The sequence below is a fragment of the Mycolicibacterium llatzerense genome, assembly GCF_025331195.1.
In the GTDB taxonomy this organism is placed as follows: Bacteria; Actinomycetota; Actinomycetes; order Mycobacteriales; family Mycobacteriaceae; genus Mycobacterium; species Mycobacterium llatzerense.
In genome coordinates this window covers 571,132-587,795 of record NZ_LXOV01000001.1, presented here as the reverse complement: position 1 = coordinate 587,795, position 16,664 = coordinate 571,132, and the positions used below count along the sequence as shown (strand labels likewise).

Sequence of the window (16,664 nt, the reverse complement as noted above, 5' to 3'; positions counted from 1 at the left end):
CTAGCGGATGGTGGGCAGGCCGTCGTTGTCGTCGGAGAAACGGCCGGTGACCTGGAAGATCACCCGGCGGGCGACCTCGACCGCGTGGTCGGCGAAGCGCTCGTAGAAGCGGCTCAGCAGCGTCACGTCGACGGCCGCGGTCACTCCGTGCTTCCATTCGCGGTCCATCATCACGCTGAAAAGATGACGGTGCAGGTCATCCATCGCGTCGTCTTCTTCTTGGATACGGGCGGCGCGCTCCGGGTCCCGGGTGAGCAGTACCTCTTGTGCGGTGTTGCCCAATTCGACTGCCAGGCGGCCCATTTCGGCGAAGTAGCCGTTGACCTCCTCGGGCAGCGCGTGCTGCGGGTGGCGCCGGCGGGCGATCTTGGCGACGTGCAGCGCCAGCGCGCCCATGCGGTCGACGTCGGCGACGATCTGGATGGAGCCGACGACGGACCGCAGGTCACCGGCGACGGGCGACTGCAGTGCCAGGAGGACGAACGCCTGCTCTTCGGCATGCGCGCTCATCGCGGCGATCTGTTCATGGTCGGAGATGACCTGCTCGGCCAGCACCAGATCGGCCTGCAGCAGGGCCTGGGTCGCGCGCTCCATGGCAACGCCGGCCAGGCCGCACATCTCGCCCAGGCGGTTGGTGAGGCTATCAAGTTGCTCGTGGTACGCGGTACGCATGCGCTCCAGCCTACTTTCTGGCCCTTGGACATGCCGTGATCTGGCAATGAACGCCCGGTGAATGGGATAGGGCAGATGCTATTTGCAGCTGGTATCGGCCGCATTGGTGATGCTGAGGTCTTCCGGCAGCTTGGTGGGCTCGCCGGACAGACTGCCGTGGGTCACCCGCATCTGGGCCGCTGAGCCGCTGGTTGCCGGGGTGCCCACCGAGGTGAAATCGGTCCCGAGCACCACGCGCACCACGTCTCCCAGGCCGGACACCCGCTCGACGTGGGCGTTCGGCAGCGACGAAGCCACCGTCGCGGCCGCCTGTTCGTGCCCGGCGGAGAAGAACACCGTCGTCGACGTCACCTGGCCCTGGTAATCGTCCGGGGAGGTGACGGTGAAGCCGTGCTGCTCGAGTTCCTTGGTCGCGGTTGCGGCCAGGCCGTCCTGACCGGTCGAGTTGGACACTCGGACCGTCACCTGGCTCGGATCGGTCGTCGTGGTGTCGACCTGTTCGGCGTCCGAGTTGGCTGACGTGGTGCTCGGCGCGGCCGGCGTGCTGGGTACCGGGGTGCTGTCGGCGTTGCGCTCCTCGGGCAGCGGGTCGTCGTTGATGATGGCGTCGAACAGCGCGCGCATGTCGTCGACCCGTGGGGGTTCGTTGCCTTCGGAGTCGGTGACGCCGGTGGGCACCGTGACGAAGGTGACGCGGCCCGCGCTGACGCCCTGGATGGACTGGCCCAGCTGAACGAGATCCTTGGTGGTGACGTTGTCGACCGAGGAGTCGTCGATGAACAGGTTGACGACGTTGTTGAGCTTGCCGAGGTTGAAGAAGGTGTCCTTGGAGATCATGGACCGCAGCAGTGAGGACAGGAACATCTGCTGGCGCTTGATCCGGCCGTAGTCGCCGTTGACCTCGGTGGTGACCTGGCGGGCGCGGACGTACTGCAACGCGGTGTGACCGTCGATGACCTGGCGGCCGGAGTGGTCCAGCACGGTGCCCAGCTCGTAGTCCTCGAGGGGTGTGGGGCTACAGACTTCGACGCCGCCGACGGCATCGACGAGTTTGGAGAAGCCGGCGAAATCGACTGCCATGAACCGGTTTACCGACAGGCCCGAGAGCTTCTGGATCACCTTGACCAGGCACTTGGGGCCACCGAAGGAGTAGGCCGAATTCAGCTTGGTCTCGGTGTAAACCTGGTCGGACCCATAGCTTTTGGTGTCTTCGTCGTAGATGGGCCCGTAGGCGCCGGTCTTCGGATCCCAGGCTTCGCACAGCGTCGACTTGATGGCCAGGTCGCGCGGGAACGACACCGCCACAACACGTTTGCGGTTCGCCGGGATGTTCACCAGCATGATCGTGTCGGAGCGCGCGCCACCCGCCTCTTCGGTGGTACCGGCACCCATGTCGGCGTTCTGGCCGTAGCGGCTGTCTACGCCGACGATCAGGAAGTTCTCGTCGCCGAACTGCGCCTTGGGGTCGACGATGTCGCGGGAGTTGAGGTCCAGCGCCGAGACTCGGTTCATGCTGTTGTTCTTGATGTTCTGCCACTGCCAGGCAGCACCGGTCATCGTGAGCGCGATGACGGCGGCCAGCGCGATGATGACGCGACCTGCCACCGCGAACCGATGGCGGGTGTGGTGATCGACGGGCGGGGGAGCGTCGGCATGCGTCGGCCGCTCCGGATGGTCGCGCTCTGGATGGTCGATGTAGTTCCGCACGTCGGTGCGCACCACGGCGCGCGGCCGCTCGGGCAGCTCGACCGGGTCGGCCAACGGCACCAGCGCGCCGAAAACCTCTGTGGCGGGGTCGGATTCGGGCTGACGGCGGGTGGGGCGCGCAGGCGCCTCGGCCGCCGGCGCCGGGCTGACGGGCTCGGGCTTCGGTGCGGGCCGCGGCGGGGGTACCGGCTTCGGGGCAGGCTGCCGCGGCGCCGGTGTCTTGGGTGGTGAGGGCGCTTCGATGGCCTGCGCCGGCGGCGCCGAGCCACCCGAGAGTCGCGCGATGAGTTCGGCGACCGTGACGCCACCACCGCCGTGGCTGCCGGTGACCTCGTCGTCCGGTTGATCCGGCAGGTGACCGGCCCGTTCCCACGGCGCCCGGACCGGCCCCGAGGCCCGCGTCGTGCGCGTTACCCAGGGGTTTTCGCCGGCAGCATCGCCGTCACCCTCACCGGGGGTGGTCCGGTCGCGGTCGCTCACGTCTACCCGCCGGAGTTGACCAGGTCGGCGCCGAACGGCACCGTGCAGTCGTCGGGATCGTCGAGCCAGCCTTCGGGGAGCACCACCGAACCCGGTGAACCCTGCCGGCCTCGTGGGCCTTCGGCGCAGTCCGGGAACGGTACATCCGAATCGAGTTGGGTGAGCAGCTCATCCAGCTCGGCCAGGGTCTTCACCAGAGCCAGTGCGCGGCGCAGATCGGTGCCGGCGGGCAGGCCGTGCAAGTACCAGGCGACGTGCTTGCGGATGTCGCGCATGCCTTTGTCCTCGCCGAAATGATCGGCGAGGAGCTGGCCGTGGCGGCGGATGATGTTCGCGATCTCGCCGAGGGTAGGCGGAGTGGGGCGAGGCTGCCCGTTGAATGCCGCCGACAATTCGGCGAACAGCCAGGGCCGGCCCAGGCAACCGCGGCCGATGACGACGCCGTCGCACCCGGTCTCGGCCATCATCCGCAGTGCATCGTCGGCGTCGAAGATGTCGCCGTTACCGAGCACGGGGACACCGGTGACGTGGGCTTTCAATGCCGCGATCTGGTCCCAGTCGGCCGTGCCGGAGTAGCGCTGCGCCGCGGTGCGGGCGTGCAGCGCGACGGCCGCGGCACCCTCCTCGGCGGCGATCCGGCCGGCATCGAGGTGGGTGTGGTGGGCGTCGTCGATCCCGACCCGGAACTTCACGGTGACAGGAATGTCGGTGCCCTCGGTGGCGCGCACGGCGGCGGCGACGATCTGGCCGAACAGCTTGCGCTTGTAGGGCAGTGCCGAACCACCGCCGCGCCGGGTGACCTTGGGCACCGGGCAGCCGAAGTTCATGTCGATGTGGTCGGCCATGTTCTCGTCGACGATCATCTTGGCGGCCGCGTAGGTGGTGGCCGGGTCGACGGTGTAGAGCTGCAGCGAGCGGGGTGATTCCTCGGGCGCGAACGTCGTCATGTGCAGAGTCGAGGCGTTCCGCTCGACCAGCGCACGCGCGGTGACCATCTCGCAGACGTACAGGCCACTCACGGTGCCCACGCGGGCCAGCTCCTGCTCGCGGCACACGGTGCGGAAGGCGACGTTCGTCACACCCGCCATGGGGGCGAGCACGACCGGGGAGCGCAACGAGATCGGCCCGATCCGAAGGGATCGGGCCGAAGGCGCCGCGTCTAGCGGTGGAGTTACGACGTTGATGACGACACCAAAAGGTTCTTCATCGCCTTCTTCTCGGCGACCTTGCGCTCGCGCTCCAGACGGCGTTGCTTGGCGACCTCGAACTTGTCGCAGGTGTCCTCGAGCTCCTCGATCAGCTTGCCCAGGTCGTCGCGCAGCCGGGCGCCCTCACCGGTGAAGTCCTCGCGCTCGAAGATGCGCCACTTCTTCAGGATCGGCATCACCACGTCGTCGAGGTGGATCCGCGGGTCGTAGACGCCACCGACGGCGATGACGACGGCCTTGCGGCGGAAGTCGGGCACGGTGTAGCCGGGCATCCTGAAGTTGCGCAGCACGCGGTGCAGCGCCTCCATCGCTTGGTTGGGTGCGATGTCCAGGCCCGCAGCGGAGATGTCGCGGTAGAAGATCATGTGCAGGTTCTCGTCACCCGAGATGCGCTGCAGCAGCTGGTCGGCGACCGGGTCGTTGCACGCCTTGCCGGTGTTGCGGTGCGAGACGCGGGTGGCCAGCTCCTGGAAGGACACGTAGATGACCGACTCGAACAGCTTGTCGGCGAACAGGTCGCCCTGTCCGTTCTGGCCGGGGGAGAAGCCGCGGGTGACCTGCTCGACGCGCAGTTCTTCCAGCTCGACCGGATCGCAGTTGCGGGTGACCACGAGGTAGTCGCGCAGGGCGATGCCGTGCCGGTTCTCCTCGGCGGTCCAGCGGTTGACCCAGAAGCCCCAGGGGCCGTCCATGCCCATGTTCATCGCGATCTCGCGGTGGTAGGACGGCAGGTTGTCCTCGGTCAGCAGGTTCTGCACCATGGCGGTCTGCGCGACCTCGGACAGCTTGGACTGCTCCGGGTCCCAGTCCTGGCCGCCGAGGGCGTAGTAGTTCTTGCCCTCTTTCCACGGGATGTAGTCGTGGGGGTTCCAGTCCTTGCGCATGTTCATGTGCCGGTCGATGAGCGTCCCGACGACCGGTTCGAGCTCATGAAGGAGCTGCAGGTCGGTCATTTCCGCTGTCATCGCGCCTCCCGATGTATCTGTACCTGTTGGTAGCAGTCAGAGTATCTGTGTCGGGTAGTGACATCAAGTTGCTGTGACGCATGTCGGACTGGTGAATCTGAACTGTTATCTCGGGAATTGCTTGTCTTACTGGCGTGACGGGACCCGGCTGAGCAGCATGTCGACGCAATAATCGACGAATTGCTCCCGGGTGACGGGCAGCTTCCCGCCCAGATATCCGGTAAACAGCGCGGTCAGGGCGCCGATCAGGCTGGTCGCTTCCAAGGTTCGGCGGGCGGGGTCGCCATCGGGGAACATCTTGTGCTGTACCAGTTCGATGAAGCTCGGCATCCAGTCGGCGCCTGACCTGGTCAGCACCGGTTCCTGGGCCGGGGCGATCAGCAGCACCCGGCCACGGGTCGGGTCGTCGACCATCATCGTGACGAACCGCTCGACGGCGTCGCGGGCGTTTTGTGAGGTGGTCAGCGCCGCCATGGCGGTCGTGCACACCTCGTCGTAGACGGCGCGGACGAAATCGTCACGGTCGGTGAAGCTTTCGTAGAAATAGCGTTCGGTGAGGCCGGCGGTCCGGCACACCGCGCGGACGGTCGCCGCCGGGCCGGCGGCATGGCCGAGCGCGGCGATGCCGGCGTCGATGAGCGCCTCGCGGCGCCGTGTCGGGCGGTCCGCCAGTGGGACGGTGGACCAGCGGCCCTGTCGTTGACCGGAAGGCACGTGACTCCTAGGCTATGGCTGACAACGCGTGTAGTCAGGATACCCGCTGACATCCAGGAAAGAATGCCGGTGACCCAAAATACTTCCGACGTATGCCCCGTGACCAGCGACTCTGCCCCTGTGTCCGCCGGTTGTCCGGCTGCGCCCGGCGGCTACGACGCAGTGCCACTCGGGCCGGACTCGTTGACCTGGAAGTACTTCGGCCAATGGACCGGGCTGTTCCAGGGCACCTGGGCCGGCTCGATGCAGAACATGCACCCGCAGCTGGGCGCCGCAGTCGAGGAGCACTCGATCTTCTTCATCGAACGGATGCCACGGTTGTTCCGGTCGATCTATCCGATCGGCGGGGTGGTGTTCGACGGGTACCGCGCACCGCAGACCGGCGCCGAGGTCCGCGACTACCACGTCGGCATTAAAGGGGTGGACAAGCAGGGGCGGCGCTACAGCGCACTGAATCCCGAGGTCTTCTACTGGGCGCACGCGACGTTCTTCAAGTCGACGCTGCTGGCGGCCGAGAAGTTCGGTGGCGGTATCACCGAGGCCGACAAGCGGCAGCTGTTCGATGAACATGTCACCTGGTATTGCATGTACGGCATGAGCATGCGGCCGGTGCCGAAGAGCTGGGAGGAATTCCAGGAGTACTGGGATCACATGTGCCGCAATGTGCTGGAGAAGAACTGGGCCGCGACGACGGTGATGGATTTGTCGACGATGCCCAAACATCCTTCGCTGCAATGGGTTCCGGATCGGTTGTGGAAGCTGAACCTGTCGGTGATGCAGCGGTTCCTGACCTTTATGACGGTGGCGCTGTATGACGAGCCGGTGCGCGAGTTGATGGGGTACACCTGGTCGCCCCGGCAGCAGCGGCTGCATGACCGGCTGTGCACGGTGATCACGCTGGCCGCCAAGTACGGCCCCAAGCGGGCGCTGATGCATCCGCGCAAGCGCTCGGCGGTGGATCGGGCGTCGGGCCGGCTGCCGGTCGACGCGCCGCTGGTGCAGACGCCCGCGCGCAATCTGCCGCCGGTCGAGTACCGCGACAGCCCCAACTTCTACTGCCCGAAGGTCGACTGAGACCTGCCGGCATCGCAGCGCGAGGGGTCTGCGATGCCAATGCGGCCGCCGGAGTCCGCTGACCGGCATCAGGACTAGCGTTGGGGCCATGCCAGCCCCGGGCGTCCTTGCCGATCGATACCAGTTGCGGGGGACGCTGGGGCGCGGCGGCATGGCCGAGGTACGCGACGCCTGGGACACCCAGCTGCAGCGTCCGGTCGCCGTCAAACTGCTCTATGCGCAGTTCAGCGATCAGCCGGATTTCCGGCGCCGGTTCCAGGTCGAGGCCCGTGCCGCGGCCGGGCTGAACCATCCACACGTCGTCGCGGTCCACGATTACGGCGAGCAGGACGGCACGCCGTACATCGTCATGGAGCGGCTGCCGGGCCGGACGTTGGCGGATGCGATCGCCGCGGGTCCGCTGCCGCAAGACCTCGTCCGGTCCGTCCTCGACGGCGTGCTGTCGGCGCTGGCCATGGCACATGCGGCCGGCATCCTGCATCGCGACATCAAGCCCGGGAACATTCTCTTGGCTGATTCGGGAGCGGCGAAGCTCGCCGACTTCGGCATCGCCAAGAGTGCCGACTCGAACCACACGGTGGCCGGCCAGGTCGTCGGAACGATGGGCTATCTCAGCGCCGACCGGCTGTCCGGGCGACCGGCCACCGTCGCCGACGACCTCTACGCCGTCGGCGTCGTCGGATACGAGGCGCTGACCGGCCGACGACCCTTCCCGCAGGACAATCTGGTCGCTCTGGCCCGCGCCGTCGCCGACGGGCATCCGGTGCCGCTCCACGCGCTGCGGCCCGATGCCGAACCGGCCCTGGCGGTGGCCGTCGAACGGGCGATGACCCGCGACCCGCGGATGCGTTTCACCAGCGCCGACGAGATGCGTGCAGTTCTGTCTGGAGCCGTGCCCATCGCTCGGCCGCAGACCATGGTGCTCGGCCAACCGTTGCCGGATCCGACGACGTCGCTGCTGCCGGTTGTCGCTCCGCGGCGTCGCTCGCGGATCCTGCTGTGGGGTGCGGCGGTCATCGCGGTGCTGGTGACGGTTATTGCGGTGATCGTCGACGCCGCGTCGCGCCCGGCGGGGACGCCGGCGCCGGTGGGGACGAGCACGACGGAGTCGGTCCCGACCTCGACGTCGGCTCCGCCGCTGACGTCGACCCCGACGTCGGCTGCTGATGTCCCTCCGTCCACCGGCCCGGGCAACGGGCGAGGCAAAGGTCCCAAGAACAAGCACCATGGTGACTGACGCATTGTTCGCTTGGCAGCCAACAGTTTTGGACTGATCAGTCGCCGGTGCGTAGTACCCCGAGCGCCCATCCGGTACCGAGGCCACGGCGCAGCGCCAGGTGGATCCACAGCAGCGCCAGCGGCTCGAGCAGCCGCGCGGCGGTGAGGTCGCCGGCGTCGAGCGACTCGAAACCCAACTCGCGGACCAATTGCGCCGCAACGTCTTTGGCGTCGGCGTCATCGCCACAGACGAACATGACCGGCGGCGACGGCAGTGTGGGCGCGTCCATCATGGGGGCGCCGATCTGGTTCATCGCCTTGCACACCCGCGCGCCGGGAGCCCAGCCGGCGATCTGCTCGGCGCCGGAAGTGGTGTGGCCCAGTTCGAGGGCGGTGAAGTCGGGCGTCAGCGGATTGGTGCAGTCGATCAACACCTTGCCCGACAGGTCGCCGCAGGACGTGACGGCCGCCCGGGTGCCCTGCCACGGGGTACACACCGCCACGACGTCGGCGTCGGCTGCGGCCGTCGCGTTGTCGGTCACCGCCGCGCCGAGTTCGGTGTATCTGCTGTCATCGGGATGGCGTACGCCGTAAGTGATTTCGTGCCCGCGCTGCTGCCATGCGCGTCCCAGTGTGCTGCCGACATTTCCGGCGCCGATGATCGCGATACGCATCGGTCAGTCCGCCAGTGCCACGACGTAGTGCTGCATCTCGTCGATCTGGTCGACGAACGGCGCGATGTGGGAGAAGAACGCCCGAAACTGCGGGCTACGGCGGAACTTCTCCAGGTGATCGGCGACCGAGGTCCAGCGGATCCGCAGAATCCAGCGGTCCGGCTCCTCTACGCACTGGGTCAGCTCGTAACCGAGGTAGTGGTCGCTCTCCCGTAGTGGAACGGCGGCGGCTTCGTACGCCGCGACGAAGTCCCGGGCGCGTTCGGGCGGAATTCGGTAGCGGATGTATTCGACGACGGACGGCTTGGCCTCCGGGTCCGAGATATTCATGGCATAACAATGCTTGAATTCAAGCAATGTTGCAACGCCTTGTGGCCGAATTCTGGGGTGACCTGGCGGTATCGTCGTCGCCGTGGGTGAAGCGCGGCGGTCCTATGACATCCCGGAGTGTGAAGCGACCTGGGACAGCGTCGACTATCTGCTCGCCGATTGGGCCCGGGAGCGTCCGGACCTGGATTTCAGTCCGCTGGCTGTCGTGTATCGGATGGGGCAGGTGCGCCGGCGGTTGGAACAGCGCATGGCGGACGTATTCGCCCGGCATGGACTGACCGCCGCTGACTTCCTGGTGATCGTCACCCTGCGTCGCGCCGGGCAGCCCTATCGAATGGCGCAGGCTCGGTTGATGGCCGCGTTGGGTCTCACCTCTGGCACTGTCAGCCTGCGGCTCGACCGGTTGGTGAAAGCGGGCAGCGTGATCCGCGAGCCCGATCCGGATGACCGGCGCGGCAGCATCATTCGGCTCAGCGACTCTGGCCTGCGGCTCTTCGACGCAGTGGCGCCCGAGCATCTGGACAACGAGGACCGGCTCTTGTCGGCACTCACGGCTGACGAGCGCACAGAACTCGCCGGCTTGCTCCGTCACCTCCTGGTCTCGCTGGAACCGCCGCGGCCGGCACCCGGCGCGTACCTCGGGATGTCGCTGGAATCCGCCCATGTCGCCCGCAGCCTGCGTACGGCAGTGGGCCTGAGTGACACCGCGGGGCTGCTGGTGTCGGGGGTCGAAGCCGGCAGTCCCGCTGAGGCCGCCGGGCTGCAGCGCGGAGATCTGATTGCGGAGGTTGGGGGAACTCGGGTGTCCAACTTGGGTGCCCTGGCGGCGACGCTCGCTGATCTGGGTGGCGGAGAGGCCGTCGAGCTTGCTGTGCTGCGCGGCGACGAGCCGCACCGGATGACGCTGCGGCGACTGCCGGAGTGATCGCCATGCAGTACATGATTTTCTGAATACAGAATTTGATGTACTGTTCTGGCATGACCACGGCGCAGCACACCGATGCGTTGTCACGTTTCGGCCATGCCCTGTCCGACCCGACGCGCACGCGAATCCTGTTGAGCCTGAACGGGACTCCTGGCTATCCGTCGGATCTGGCCGACCAGCTGGGCGTCTCCCGGCAGATTCTCTCCAACCACCTGACATGCCTACGTGGCTGCGGTCTGGTGGTGGCGGTGCCCGAAGGACGTCGCATGCGATACGAACTGGCGGACAGCCGCATCGGCCGCGCTTTGGACGACCTCATGGGTCTCGTGCTGGCGGTTGATCCGAACTGCGCCTGCGTCGGCGCGGACGGCGAGCCCTGTGGGTGCGGGCAATGACGCTCACCGACGTGCGCCGCGGTCAGCTCGGGCGGCGCATCAGGTGGCTGGTCGCGGCGACCATCTCCTACAACGTCATCGAGGCCGTCGTCGCGCTGTCGGAGGGGGCTCGCGTCTCCTCGGTGGCGTTGGTCGGCTTCGGCCTGGATTCGGTGATCGAGGTGTCCTCGGCCGCCGCGGTGGCCTGGCAGTTCGCCGGGGCCGACCCTGAAGCGCGCGAGAAGACCGCGCTGCGCATCATCGCGTACTCGTTCTTCGCGTTGGCCGGCTACGTCACCGTCGATGCGATCCGGGCCCTGCTTGGATTCGGGCAAGCCGCGCACTCGACCATCGGCATCGTGCTCGCCGCGGTGAGCCTGCTCGTGATGCCGGTGCTGTCGTACGCGCAGCGCAGCGCGGGCCGTGAGCTCGGCTCACGATCGGCGGTCGCCGACTCCAAACAGACGCTGTTGTGCACCTACCTGTCGGCCGTGCTGTTGATCGGCCTGCTGGTGAACAGCGTCCTCGGCTGGTCCTGGGCCGACCCGATCGCCGCCTTGGTGATCGCCGGGATCGCGGTGAAGGAAGGCATCAACGCCTGGCGGGGCGACGTCTGCTGTGCGCCGGCCGTGCGCGAGCCTGCCGCGGTGTCCGATGGCTGCGGATGCTGCGACTAGGCCCGCGGGTCGTGCTCAGTCCGTTCGGTTGGCCAGGTCCCGCTTGAGCACCTTGCCGGTCGGGTTGCGCGGCAACTCGTCGAGGAACAGCACCTCACGTGGCACCTTGTAGCGGGCCAGGTTGTCCTTGACGAACTGCTTGAGGTCCGCCTCCGAAACTTCGGCGCCGGAAACGGTAACCACGAAGGCGCGCAGGCGTTTTCCGAACTCCTCGTCGTCCACGCCGATGGCCGATGCTTCGACGATCGCGGGATGGGTGACCAGGAGTTCCTCGATCTCGACCGGGAATACGTTCTCGCCACCGGAGACGATCATGTCGTCGTCCCGGCCGTCGATGTAGAGCCGGCCCTTGTCGTCGAAGTGCCCGACGTCGCCGCTGGCCATCAGCCCGTCGATGAACTCCTTGGTGCCGCCGCCGGTGTAGCCCTCGAATTGTGTTGCCGCGCCGACGAATATCCGCCCGGTCCCGGGCGTCGGCACCTCCTTGCCATTGTCGTCGATGATCTTGATCCGGCAACCGAGCATCGGCTTACCCACAGAGGTGGGGGCTTCGCTGACGTCGGCCGGCGTCGCCATGGTCGCCAACGCGACTTCGGTTGAGCCGTAGAGGTTGTAGACCACGTCGCCGAGCAGGTCCTGCGCCGCGGTGGCGACGGCGGCCGGCAACTGAGAGCCGGCGCAGAAGATGGCGCGCAGGCTCGAGGTGTCGTAGCTGCGGACGGTGTCATCGCCGAGGCCGAGCACGCGCTGCAGCATGACCGGCACGACACACACCGTCGTCGCACTGTGTTTCTCGATGTCCGACACGAGCTGCTCGGCGTCAAACTTGCGCCGCAGCACCAACTTCGAGCCGAGGGCGATCGTCATGATGGCGATCAGCAGCCCGGTGCCGTGGAACAGCGGCGGCCCGATGATGGTGGCTTCGCGAGCGCGCATGGGCAGGCGTTCCAGGAGGCCGCCCGGGAGGATGAAGCTGCGCGGCTCCGCGCGCGGCGCGCCCTTGGGGGTGCCCGTCGTGCCGCTCGTCAGCAGGATGATCCGGCCCTGCTTGGCCGGTGCCGGCGGCGCCTTCGGCGACGCATCGGCCGCGAGTGCGTCGAGATCGTCAGTGGCGCTGTCGATGTCGGCGACGAACGTGCCTTTCCTGGCCTCGATATCGGCGACCAGATCGGTGAATTCGACGTCATGCACCAGCAGATCGACACCTTCGCGGTTCGCGACCTCTGCCGCCTGGCGGGCCGAGAACGCCGTGTTGAGCCACACCGCGTTGACCCCGGCGCGGGACGCGGCGAACGCCACGATCAGCGGTCCGCGGTGGTTGCGGCAGAGGATGCCGACGGTGTCGCCCGGAGCCAGTCGCTGCCGCAATGCGTTGGCAATCCGGTCGACTGCCTCGTCGAATTCGGCGTACGTCAGCTCGCCTCGTTCGTCGGCGATCGCCGGATAAGCGCCGTGCCGGATCGCGGCGATGCGCGGCGCGGCCCCGAACGGTCCGTAGGTGTCGAGTGCCTGGAGGACCTGCAACAACCGGTGCGGCAGATCGACGCCGATGGCGCCGGCCCGGACCAGTGCCACGAGGGCGCGGGTTTCGAGGCCGGCCCGCCGGGCCGGCTCGGCAAGCAATGAGTTCAGGTCCATGTCAGTCCTTTTTCTATTCGGCCGCAACGGGTTCGGTGGACTCTTCCGGTGCTGACTGGGCAGCGGCGGAGTCACCGAACATCGAGTAGACCTTGTTCCGCACCATGTCGAACGGCCGCGGGCTGAGGGCGTCGGTGAGGGCGGTGAGCTGTCCTGACGGCGGGCTCAGCCGGCGCGGGCGGTGCATGATCGCGTCGCACAGCGTGGCCGCGGCCTGCTCGGGGGTGAGGGTGGGGAAGCGGTCGTACATCTTGGTCGGGGCGATCATCGCGGTCCGCACCAACGGCATGTGCACCGTGGTGAAGGTGATGTTCTCCGACACCGTCTCACCTTGCAACGTGTCGCACAGTCCGTCCAGTGCCGACTTGCTGGCGATGTAGGCGCCGAAGCGCGGCAGCTTGGTCTGGACGCCGATCGAGGACACGTTGATGATGTGCCCGAAGCCGCGCTCGCGCATGCCCGGCGTGAACTTCAGGATCAGCTGGACCGGGGCGAAGTAGTTGAGCTGCATGGTCCGCTGGTAGTCGTGCATCCGGTCGTGCGACAGCTCCAGTGAGCGGCGGATGGAGCGGCCGGCGTTGTTGATGAGGATGTCGACGTGGCCCAGGTCGGCCAGCACCTGGTCGGCCATGGCGCCGATGGCGTCGAGGTCGCTCAGGTCGCAGGGGTACACGTGCGCGGTGCCGCCGTCGGCGCGGATGTCGTCGGCGACGCGGTCCAGGTTCTCTCGGGTCCGGGCCACCAGCACGACCTCGCCACCGGCAGCGCCGATGCGACGGGCGGTGGTCTCACCGATACCCGCCGAGGCGCCGGTGATCACGACGATCTTGCCGGCGACGGCGTCCTCGAGGGTGTAGCCGGTGATGGCGTCGACCACGGTCTGCAGGTAGATGGGGCGGGTTTTGATGGGGGTGTTCATGACGCTGGCGAAGACGGCGAGCGGCTTGGCGGTGACGGCGGCGACGGGCTTGGTCGCCAGTGCGGTGATATCGGACAGGTTCACGGCTGGGGTCCCTTCTTGAGTGTGGTTGGTGGTCAGCCCAGAGCCCGGCGGGCCAGGCGCAGGGCGGGCAGCAGCAGGGCGTGGGGGGTGATCGAGCCGGTGATGGCCATGAGCTTCACGACGGGGCCGGGCACGATCTGCCGGGCGCCGGCCTGCATGCCGTCGACGGCCTGGGTCGCGACGTCGACGGGGGAGACCTGCGCCGGTCGCAGGCTGAACTCGTGGGCCGAGGCGACCTCGGCCCATTCGGTGGGGACGGGTCCGGGGCACAGCGAGGTGCAGGAGACGCCGGTGCCGCGCAGCTCTTCGTGCACGGCTTCCGAGAATGAGTTGACGAACGCCTTGGACGCTCCGTAGGTCGCCATCGACGGCATGGGCTGGAATGCGACGACGGAGGCGACGTTGAGGACGGCGCCGGCGCCACGCTCGACCATGCCGGGCAGGACGGCGTGAGTGAGTTCCTGCAGCGCAACAACATTGAGCTCGACCTGCTCGCGCTCGCGATCCATGGGCAGGGTGTGGAAGGCGCCGCTGGTGCCGAAGCCGGCGGAGTTGGCCAGGCCGGCGACGGGCCGGGTGCGCAGCTCCTCGATCAGGGTCTGGCGCTGGGCGGCATCGGCGAGGTCGCACGGCCGCACCGTCACGCCGACGCCGTGTTCGGCGCGCAGTTCCTCGGCGAGGGCGTCGAGTCGGTCCTGGCGACGTGCGACCAGAAAGAGGCTGTAGCCGCGGGCGGCGAGCACCCGGGCCAGTTCGGTTCCGATTCCGGACGAGGCACCAGTGATGACGACCTCGGTGGTGCCAGAGGGCTTCGGCAGAGTCATGTGGCTCTCATTTCATGTCGACGTGTGACTGTGCCAGTAACACTGGCACAGTGTGAATGTTGGTGTCTATACTTCGTGGAATGACAGATGTCACAGTCGAGGAATTCACCATCGACGAACTCGCTGCGCGCACCGGAATGACGGTGCGGACCATTCGCTTCTACAACGAGAGCGGCCTGCTGCCGCCGGCCGAGCGGCGCGGACGCCTCGCCTATTACGGTGCGCCGCACCGCATTCGGCTCGAGTTGGTGCAGCAGCTGCAGCAGCACGGCTACACCCTGGCGGCCATCACCAAAGTGCTGGCGCGGCTGCCGGAGGGCGCGACGGCCCACGACCTCGCCGTGCGTGCGGCACTTCTCACACCGTGGAGCCCGGCCGAAGACGAGACCGTGGACCTACGGGAACTCGAACAACGTGCCGGCCTCTCGCTGGACGACCGGGGGCTGCAGACGCTCGAGGCGCTGGGTGCCATCCGGCGCCTGGATGACGGCACGTTCAGCGTCCGGCAGTCGGTCCTGGGCGCGGCCATGAACCTGCGCGACACCAACGTGCCTGCCGAGGATGTCCGGCGCCTGGCCGGCGTCGTCGACAAGCACATCGACGCCCTTGCCAACGAGGTGACGGACGTCGTCTTCAGCCGGATTCGGGAGGCTGAGGACCCCAACGTGTACCTCGGGCGGATCGCCAAGGTGGTGCCCAACCTGCGGCCGCTCGCGGCGCAGATGATGGCCGACCGGTTCACCGCCGCGATCAGTCAGGCGGTGCAGGAACGCGTGGCGGAGCTGGAGATTCCGGCGAAGTAATTCGCGTCGGCTACCTCGCGTGCCGGCGCAGCTGGCAGGTCGCCTGGGTGGTGGCCACGACCGTGCCGTCGGCGTCGGTCACGACCGCTTCGACGACGTACTCGGACTTGCCGTTCTGTGCGGCCTCGGCCTCGATCCGCGCGATGTCTGCGTCGCTCATCTCGGCCTGTGCCAGCACATCGGATTTCGCCGGTGCCTTGTACTGGATCGACATGTCCTTGACCAGGGGATAGAACTGGCTCTGGTCGAATGCGGTGAGGGCGAGAATCCCGCCGAGCACCTCGGCGACGGTGAACAGCACGCCGGCGTACATCACGCCAAAGTGGTTGCCATTACCCGTGATTGGGGCGGTGGTGGCGGCGAACCCGCGGCGGACCTCGACGACTCGGACGCCCAGGCCGTGAGCGGACGGGATGGTGGTCGCGAACGCCGAGTTCATGAACTCGAGCTGGGCTGCATCGGCGGTGTTCGTCACGTTGCCAAGACTATCCACCGCGATGAACGCGGCTACTGATTTCGCGGGCTTGTGGTGCTTGTGGTGCCCCCACCAGGGCTCGAACCTGGGACCTGCGGATTAAAAGTCCGTAGCTCTACCGACTGAGCTATAGGGGCGTGGGAGACAGGATACTGCGTCCCGCGCGGCAGCCTTCGGGGGTGGCCGGTTGTGCGGCGCCGAGGGGTCTGTAGTGCCGATTTGGGCCGTGAGGCAGTCGTGCCCTAAGCTATCGAAGCTCCCAACGGAAACGTTGAGAGTGCCCCCGAAGAGATTCGGATTGGCCCCCATCGTTTAGTGGCCTAGGACGCCGCCCTTTCACGGCGGTAGCACGGGTTCGAATCCCGTTGGGGGTACGCAACGCGGAAACGCGGAGCAAGCAGTGCGTAAGGCCCTGTGGCGCAGTTGGTTAGCGCGCCGCCCTGTCACGGCGGAGGTCGCGGGTTCGAGTCCCGTCAGGGTCGCCAGAACGGCGAGGCAACTTGCCCTTCCGGCCAGGTAGCTCAGTTGGTACGAGCGTCCGCCTGAAAAGCGGAAGGTCGCCGGTTCGATCCCGGCCCTGGCCACTTCAAGAACCACCTGGAGACGGGTGGTTTTTCTCGTATTTGGGGCGCGTGCCGTGATTGTCAGCCGCTGTGCCCACCACCGCAACCCGAGTGCGCCCCGTGGCCTCCCTCGCCGCAGCCGGAGAAGTCGGCACCGGCCGCCCAGCCGGCAGCTCCGGCGTCGGCAACAGGCCCGAAGCTCCCGCCGCGGGTAGTTCCAAGGCGCTGAAGCCCCCGTCGCTTGACGGTTACGAAGAGCAAAATGAGCGCCGCGTCGAACGCGATGACCACTACCGGAATCGTCCACCACATGATCGCGTCCTCCGCATCGTGTACGCAC

17 protein-coding genes and 4 tRNA genes are annotated in these 16,664 nt (G+C 67.3%); 9 read left to right on the top strand and 12 right to left on the bottom strand.

Annotation, left to right across the window (positions count from 1 at the left end):
* From phoU to A7G45_RS03205, 5 genes are all read right to left on the bottom strand, one after another.
* Nucleotides 1-672 (bottom strand): phosphate signaling complex protein PhoU, encoded by a 672-nt coding sequence (gene phoU, locus A7G45_RS03225; RefSeq protein WP_133762372.1) that lies wholly within the window; start codon nucleotides 670-672, stop codon nucleotides 1-3.
* A gap of 78 nt (nucleotides 673-750) precedes the next feature.
* On the bottom strand, nucleotides 751-2,859 hold the full coding sequence (locus A7G45_RS03220; RefSeq protein WP_260933600.1) for an LCP family protein: 2,109 nt from the start codon (nucleotides 2,857-2,859) through the stop codon (nucleotides 751-753).
* 2 nt (nucleotides 2,860-2,861) lie between these two features.
* Entirely contained in the window at nucleotides 2,862-4,043 is a 1,182-nt protein-coding gene (gene dusB, locus A7G45_RS03215) for a tRNA dihydrouridine synthase DusB (RefSeq protein ID WP_260937925.1), read from the bottom strand.
* A complete protein-coding gene (locus tag A7G45_RS03210; RefSeq protein ID WP_071289376.1) occupies nucleotides 4,031-5,032 on the bottom strand; it encodes an acyl-ACP desaturase in 1,002 nt (333 codons plus the stop codon). The genes dusB and A7G45_RS03210 overlap by 13 nt, the downstream gene beginning before the upstream one ends.
* A gap of 126 nt (nucleotides 5,033-5,158) precedes the next feature.
* Complete coding sequence (locus A7G45_RS03205) at nucleotides 5,159-5,746, bottom strand: TetR/AcrR family transcriptional regulator (RefSeq protein ID WP_043988313.1); 588 nt, start codon at nucleotides 5,744-5,746, stop codon at nucleotides 5,159-5,161.
* Nucleotides 5,747-5,809: 63 nt separating this feature from the next.
* Between A7G45_RS03205 and A7G45_RS03200 the strand changes: the two genes are divergently transcribed.
* Together A7G45_RS03200 and A7G45_RS03195 are read left to right on the top strand one after the other, a co-directional pair.
* Nucleotides 5,810-6,820 carry an oxygenase MpaB family protein gene (locus A7G45_RS03200; RefSeq protein ID WP_260933591.1) on the top strand — a complete coding sequence of 337 codons (1,011 nt, stop codon included), beginning with the start codon at nucleotides 5,810-5,812 and terminating at the stop codon, nucleotides 6,818-6,820.
* An 88-nt stretch (nucleotides 6,821-6,908) separates the two neighbouring features.
* Nucleotides 6,909-8,057, top strand: coding sequence for a serine/threonine-protein kinase (locus A7G45_RS03195; RefSeq protein ID WP_260933590.1), 1,149 nt, complete (start codon nucleotides 6,909-6,911; stop codon nucleotides 8,055-8,057).
* 37 nt (nucleotides 8,058-8,094) lie between these two features.
* Here the strand turns inward: A7G45_RS03195 and A7G45_RS03190 are convergent, their stop codons facing one another.
* Complete coding sequence (locus A7G45_RS03190) at nucleotides 8,095-8,712, bottom strand: NADPH-dependent F420 reductase (RefSeq protein ID WP_260933587.1); 618 nt, start codon at nucleotides 8,710-8,712, stop codon at nucleotides 8,095-8,097.
* A 3-nt stretch (nucleotides 8,713-8,715) separates the two neighbouring features.
* Complete coding sequence (locus A7G45_RS03185) at nucleotides 8,716-9,042, bottom strand: putative quinol monooxygenase (protein WP_260933584.1); 327 nt, start codon at nucleotides 9,040-9,042, stop codon at nucleotides 8,716-8,718.
* 82 nt (nucleotides 9,043-9,124) lie between these two features.
* Between A7G45_RS03185 and A7G45_RS03180 the strand changes: the two genes are divergently transcribed.
* From A7G45_RS03180 to A7G45_RS03170, 3 genes are read left to right on the top strand one after another with little or no spacing between them, the layout of a single operon-like run.
* A complete protein-coding gene (locus A7G45_RS03180) occupies nucleotides 9,125-9,967 on the top strand; it encodes a MarR family transcriptional regulator (protein WP_260933581.1) in 843 nt (280 codons plus the stop codon).
* 53 nt (nucleotides 9,968-10,020) lie between these two features.
* Nucleotides 10,021-10,362, top strand: a complete 342-nt coding sequence (locus A7G45_RS03175) for an ArsR/SmtB family transcription factor (RefSeq protein ID WP_043390440.1) — start codon at nucleotides 10,021-10,023, stop codon at nucleotides 10,360-10,362.
* Nucleotides 10,359-11,018: a cation efflux transmembrane domain-containing protein gene (locus A7G45_RS03170; RefSeq protein ID WP_260933579.1), complete on the top strand. Its 660-nt coding sequence runs from the start codon at nucleotides 10,359-10,361 to the stop codon at nucleotides 11,016-11,018. The genes A7G45_RS03175 and A7G45_RS03170 overlap by 4 nt, the downstream gene beginning before the upstream one ends.
* Nucleotides 11,019-11,033: 15 nt before the next feature.
* On the opposite strand, the gene A7G45_RS03165 is transcribed toward A7G45_RS03170, so the two are convergent.
* The 3 genes from A7G45_RS03165 to A7G45_RS03155 are packed head-to-tail and all read right to left on the bottom strand — an operon-like array spanning nucleotide 11,034 to nucleotide 14,483.
* Nucleotides 11,034-12,656: an AMP-binding protein gene (locus tag A7G45_RS03165; RefSeq protein WP_260933577.1), complete on the bottom strand. Its 1,623-nt coding sequence runs from the start codon at nucleotides 12,654-12,656 to the stop codon at nucleotides 11,034-11,036.
* 13 nt (nucleotides 12,657-12,669) lie between these two features.
* Nucleotides 12,670-13,659 (bottom strand): SDR family NAD(P)-dependent oxidoreductase, encoded by a 990-nt coding sequence (locus A7G45_RS03160; protein WP_260933574.1) that lies wholly within the window; start codon nucleotides 13,657-13,659, stop codon nucleotides 12,670-12,672.
* A gap of 32 nt (nucleotides 13,660-13,691) precedes the next feature.
* Entirely contained in the window at nucleotides 13,692-14,483 is a 792-nt protein-coding gene (locus A7G45_RS03155; RefSeq protein WP_260933571.1) for an SDR family NAD(P)-dependent oxidoreductase, read from the bottom strand.
* Nucleotides 14,484-14,563: 80 nt separating this feature from the next.
* Between A7G45_RS03155 and A7G45_RS03150 the strand changes: the two genes are divergently transcribed.
* On the top strand, nucleotides 14,564-15,286 hold the full coding sequence (locus A7G45_RS03150) for a MerR family transcriptional regulator (protein ID WP_260933568.1): 723 nt from the start codon (nucleotides 14,564-14,566) through the stop codon (nucleotides 15,284-15,286).
* Nucleotides 15,287-15,296: 10 nt separating this feature from the next.
* On the opposite strand, the gene A7G45_RS03145 is transcribed toward A7G45_RS03150, so the two are convergent.
* Complete coding sequence (locus tag A7G45_RS03145; protein WP_260933565.1) at nucleotides 15,297-15,761, bottom strand: PaaI family thioesterase; 465 nt, start codon at nucleotides 15,759-15,761, stop codon at nucleotides 15,297-15,299.
* Nucleotides 15,762-15,822: 61 nt separating this feature from the next.
* Nucleotides 15,823-15,898, bottom strand: a tRNA-Lys gene (locus A7G45_RS03140).
* Nucleotides 15,899-16,062: 164 nt separating this feature from the next.
* On the opposite strand from A7G45_RS03140, the gene A7G45_RS03135 reads away from it, so the two are divergent.
* From A7G45_RS03135 to A7G45_RS03125, 3 genes are all read left to right on the top strand, one after another.
* Nucleotides 16,063-16,135 (top strand) — tRNA-Glu (locus A7G45_RS03135).
* A 34-nt stretch (nucleotides 16,136-16,169) separates the two neighbouring features.
* Nucleotides 16,170-16,246 (top strand) — tRNA-Asp (locus A7G45_RS03130).
* A 25-nt stretch (nucleotides 16,247-16,271) separates the two neighbouring features.
* Nucleotides 16,272-16,345, top strand: a tRNA-Phe gene (locus tag A7G45_RS03125).
* Nucleotides 16,346-16,664 lie beyond the last annotated feature (319 nt).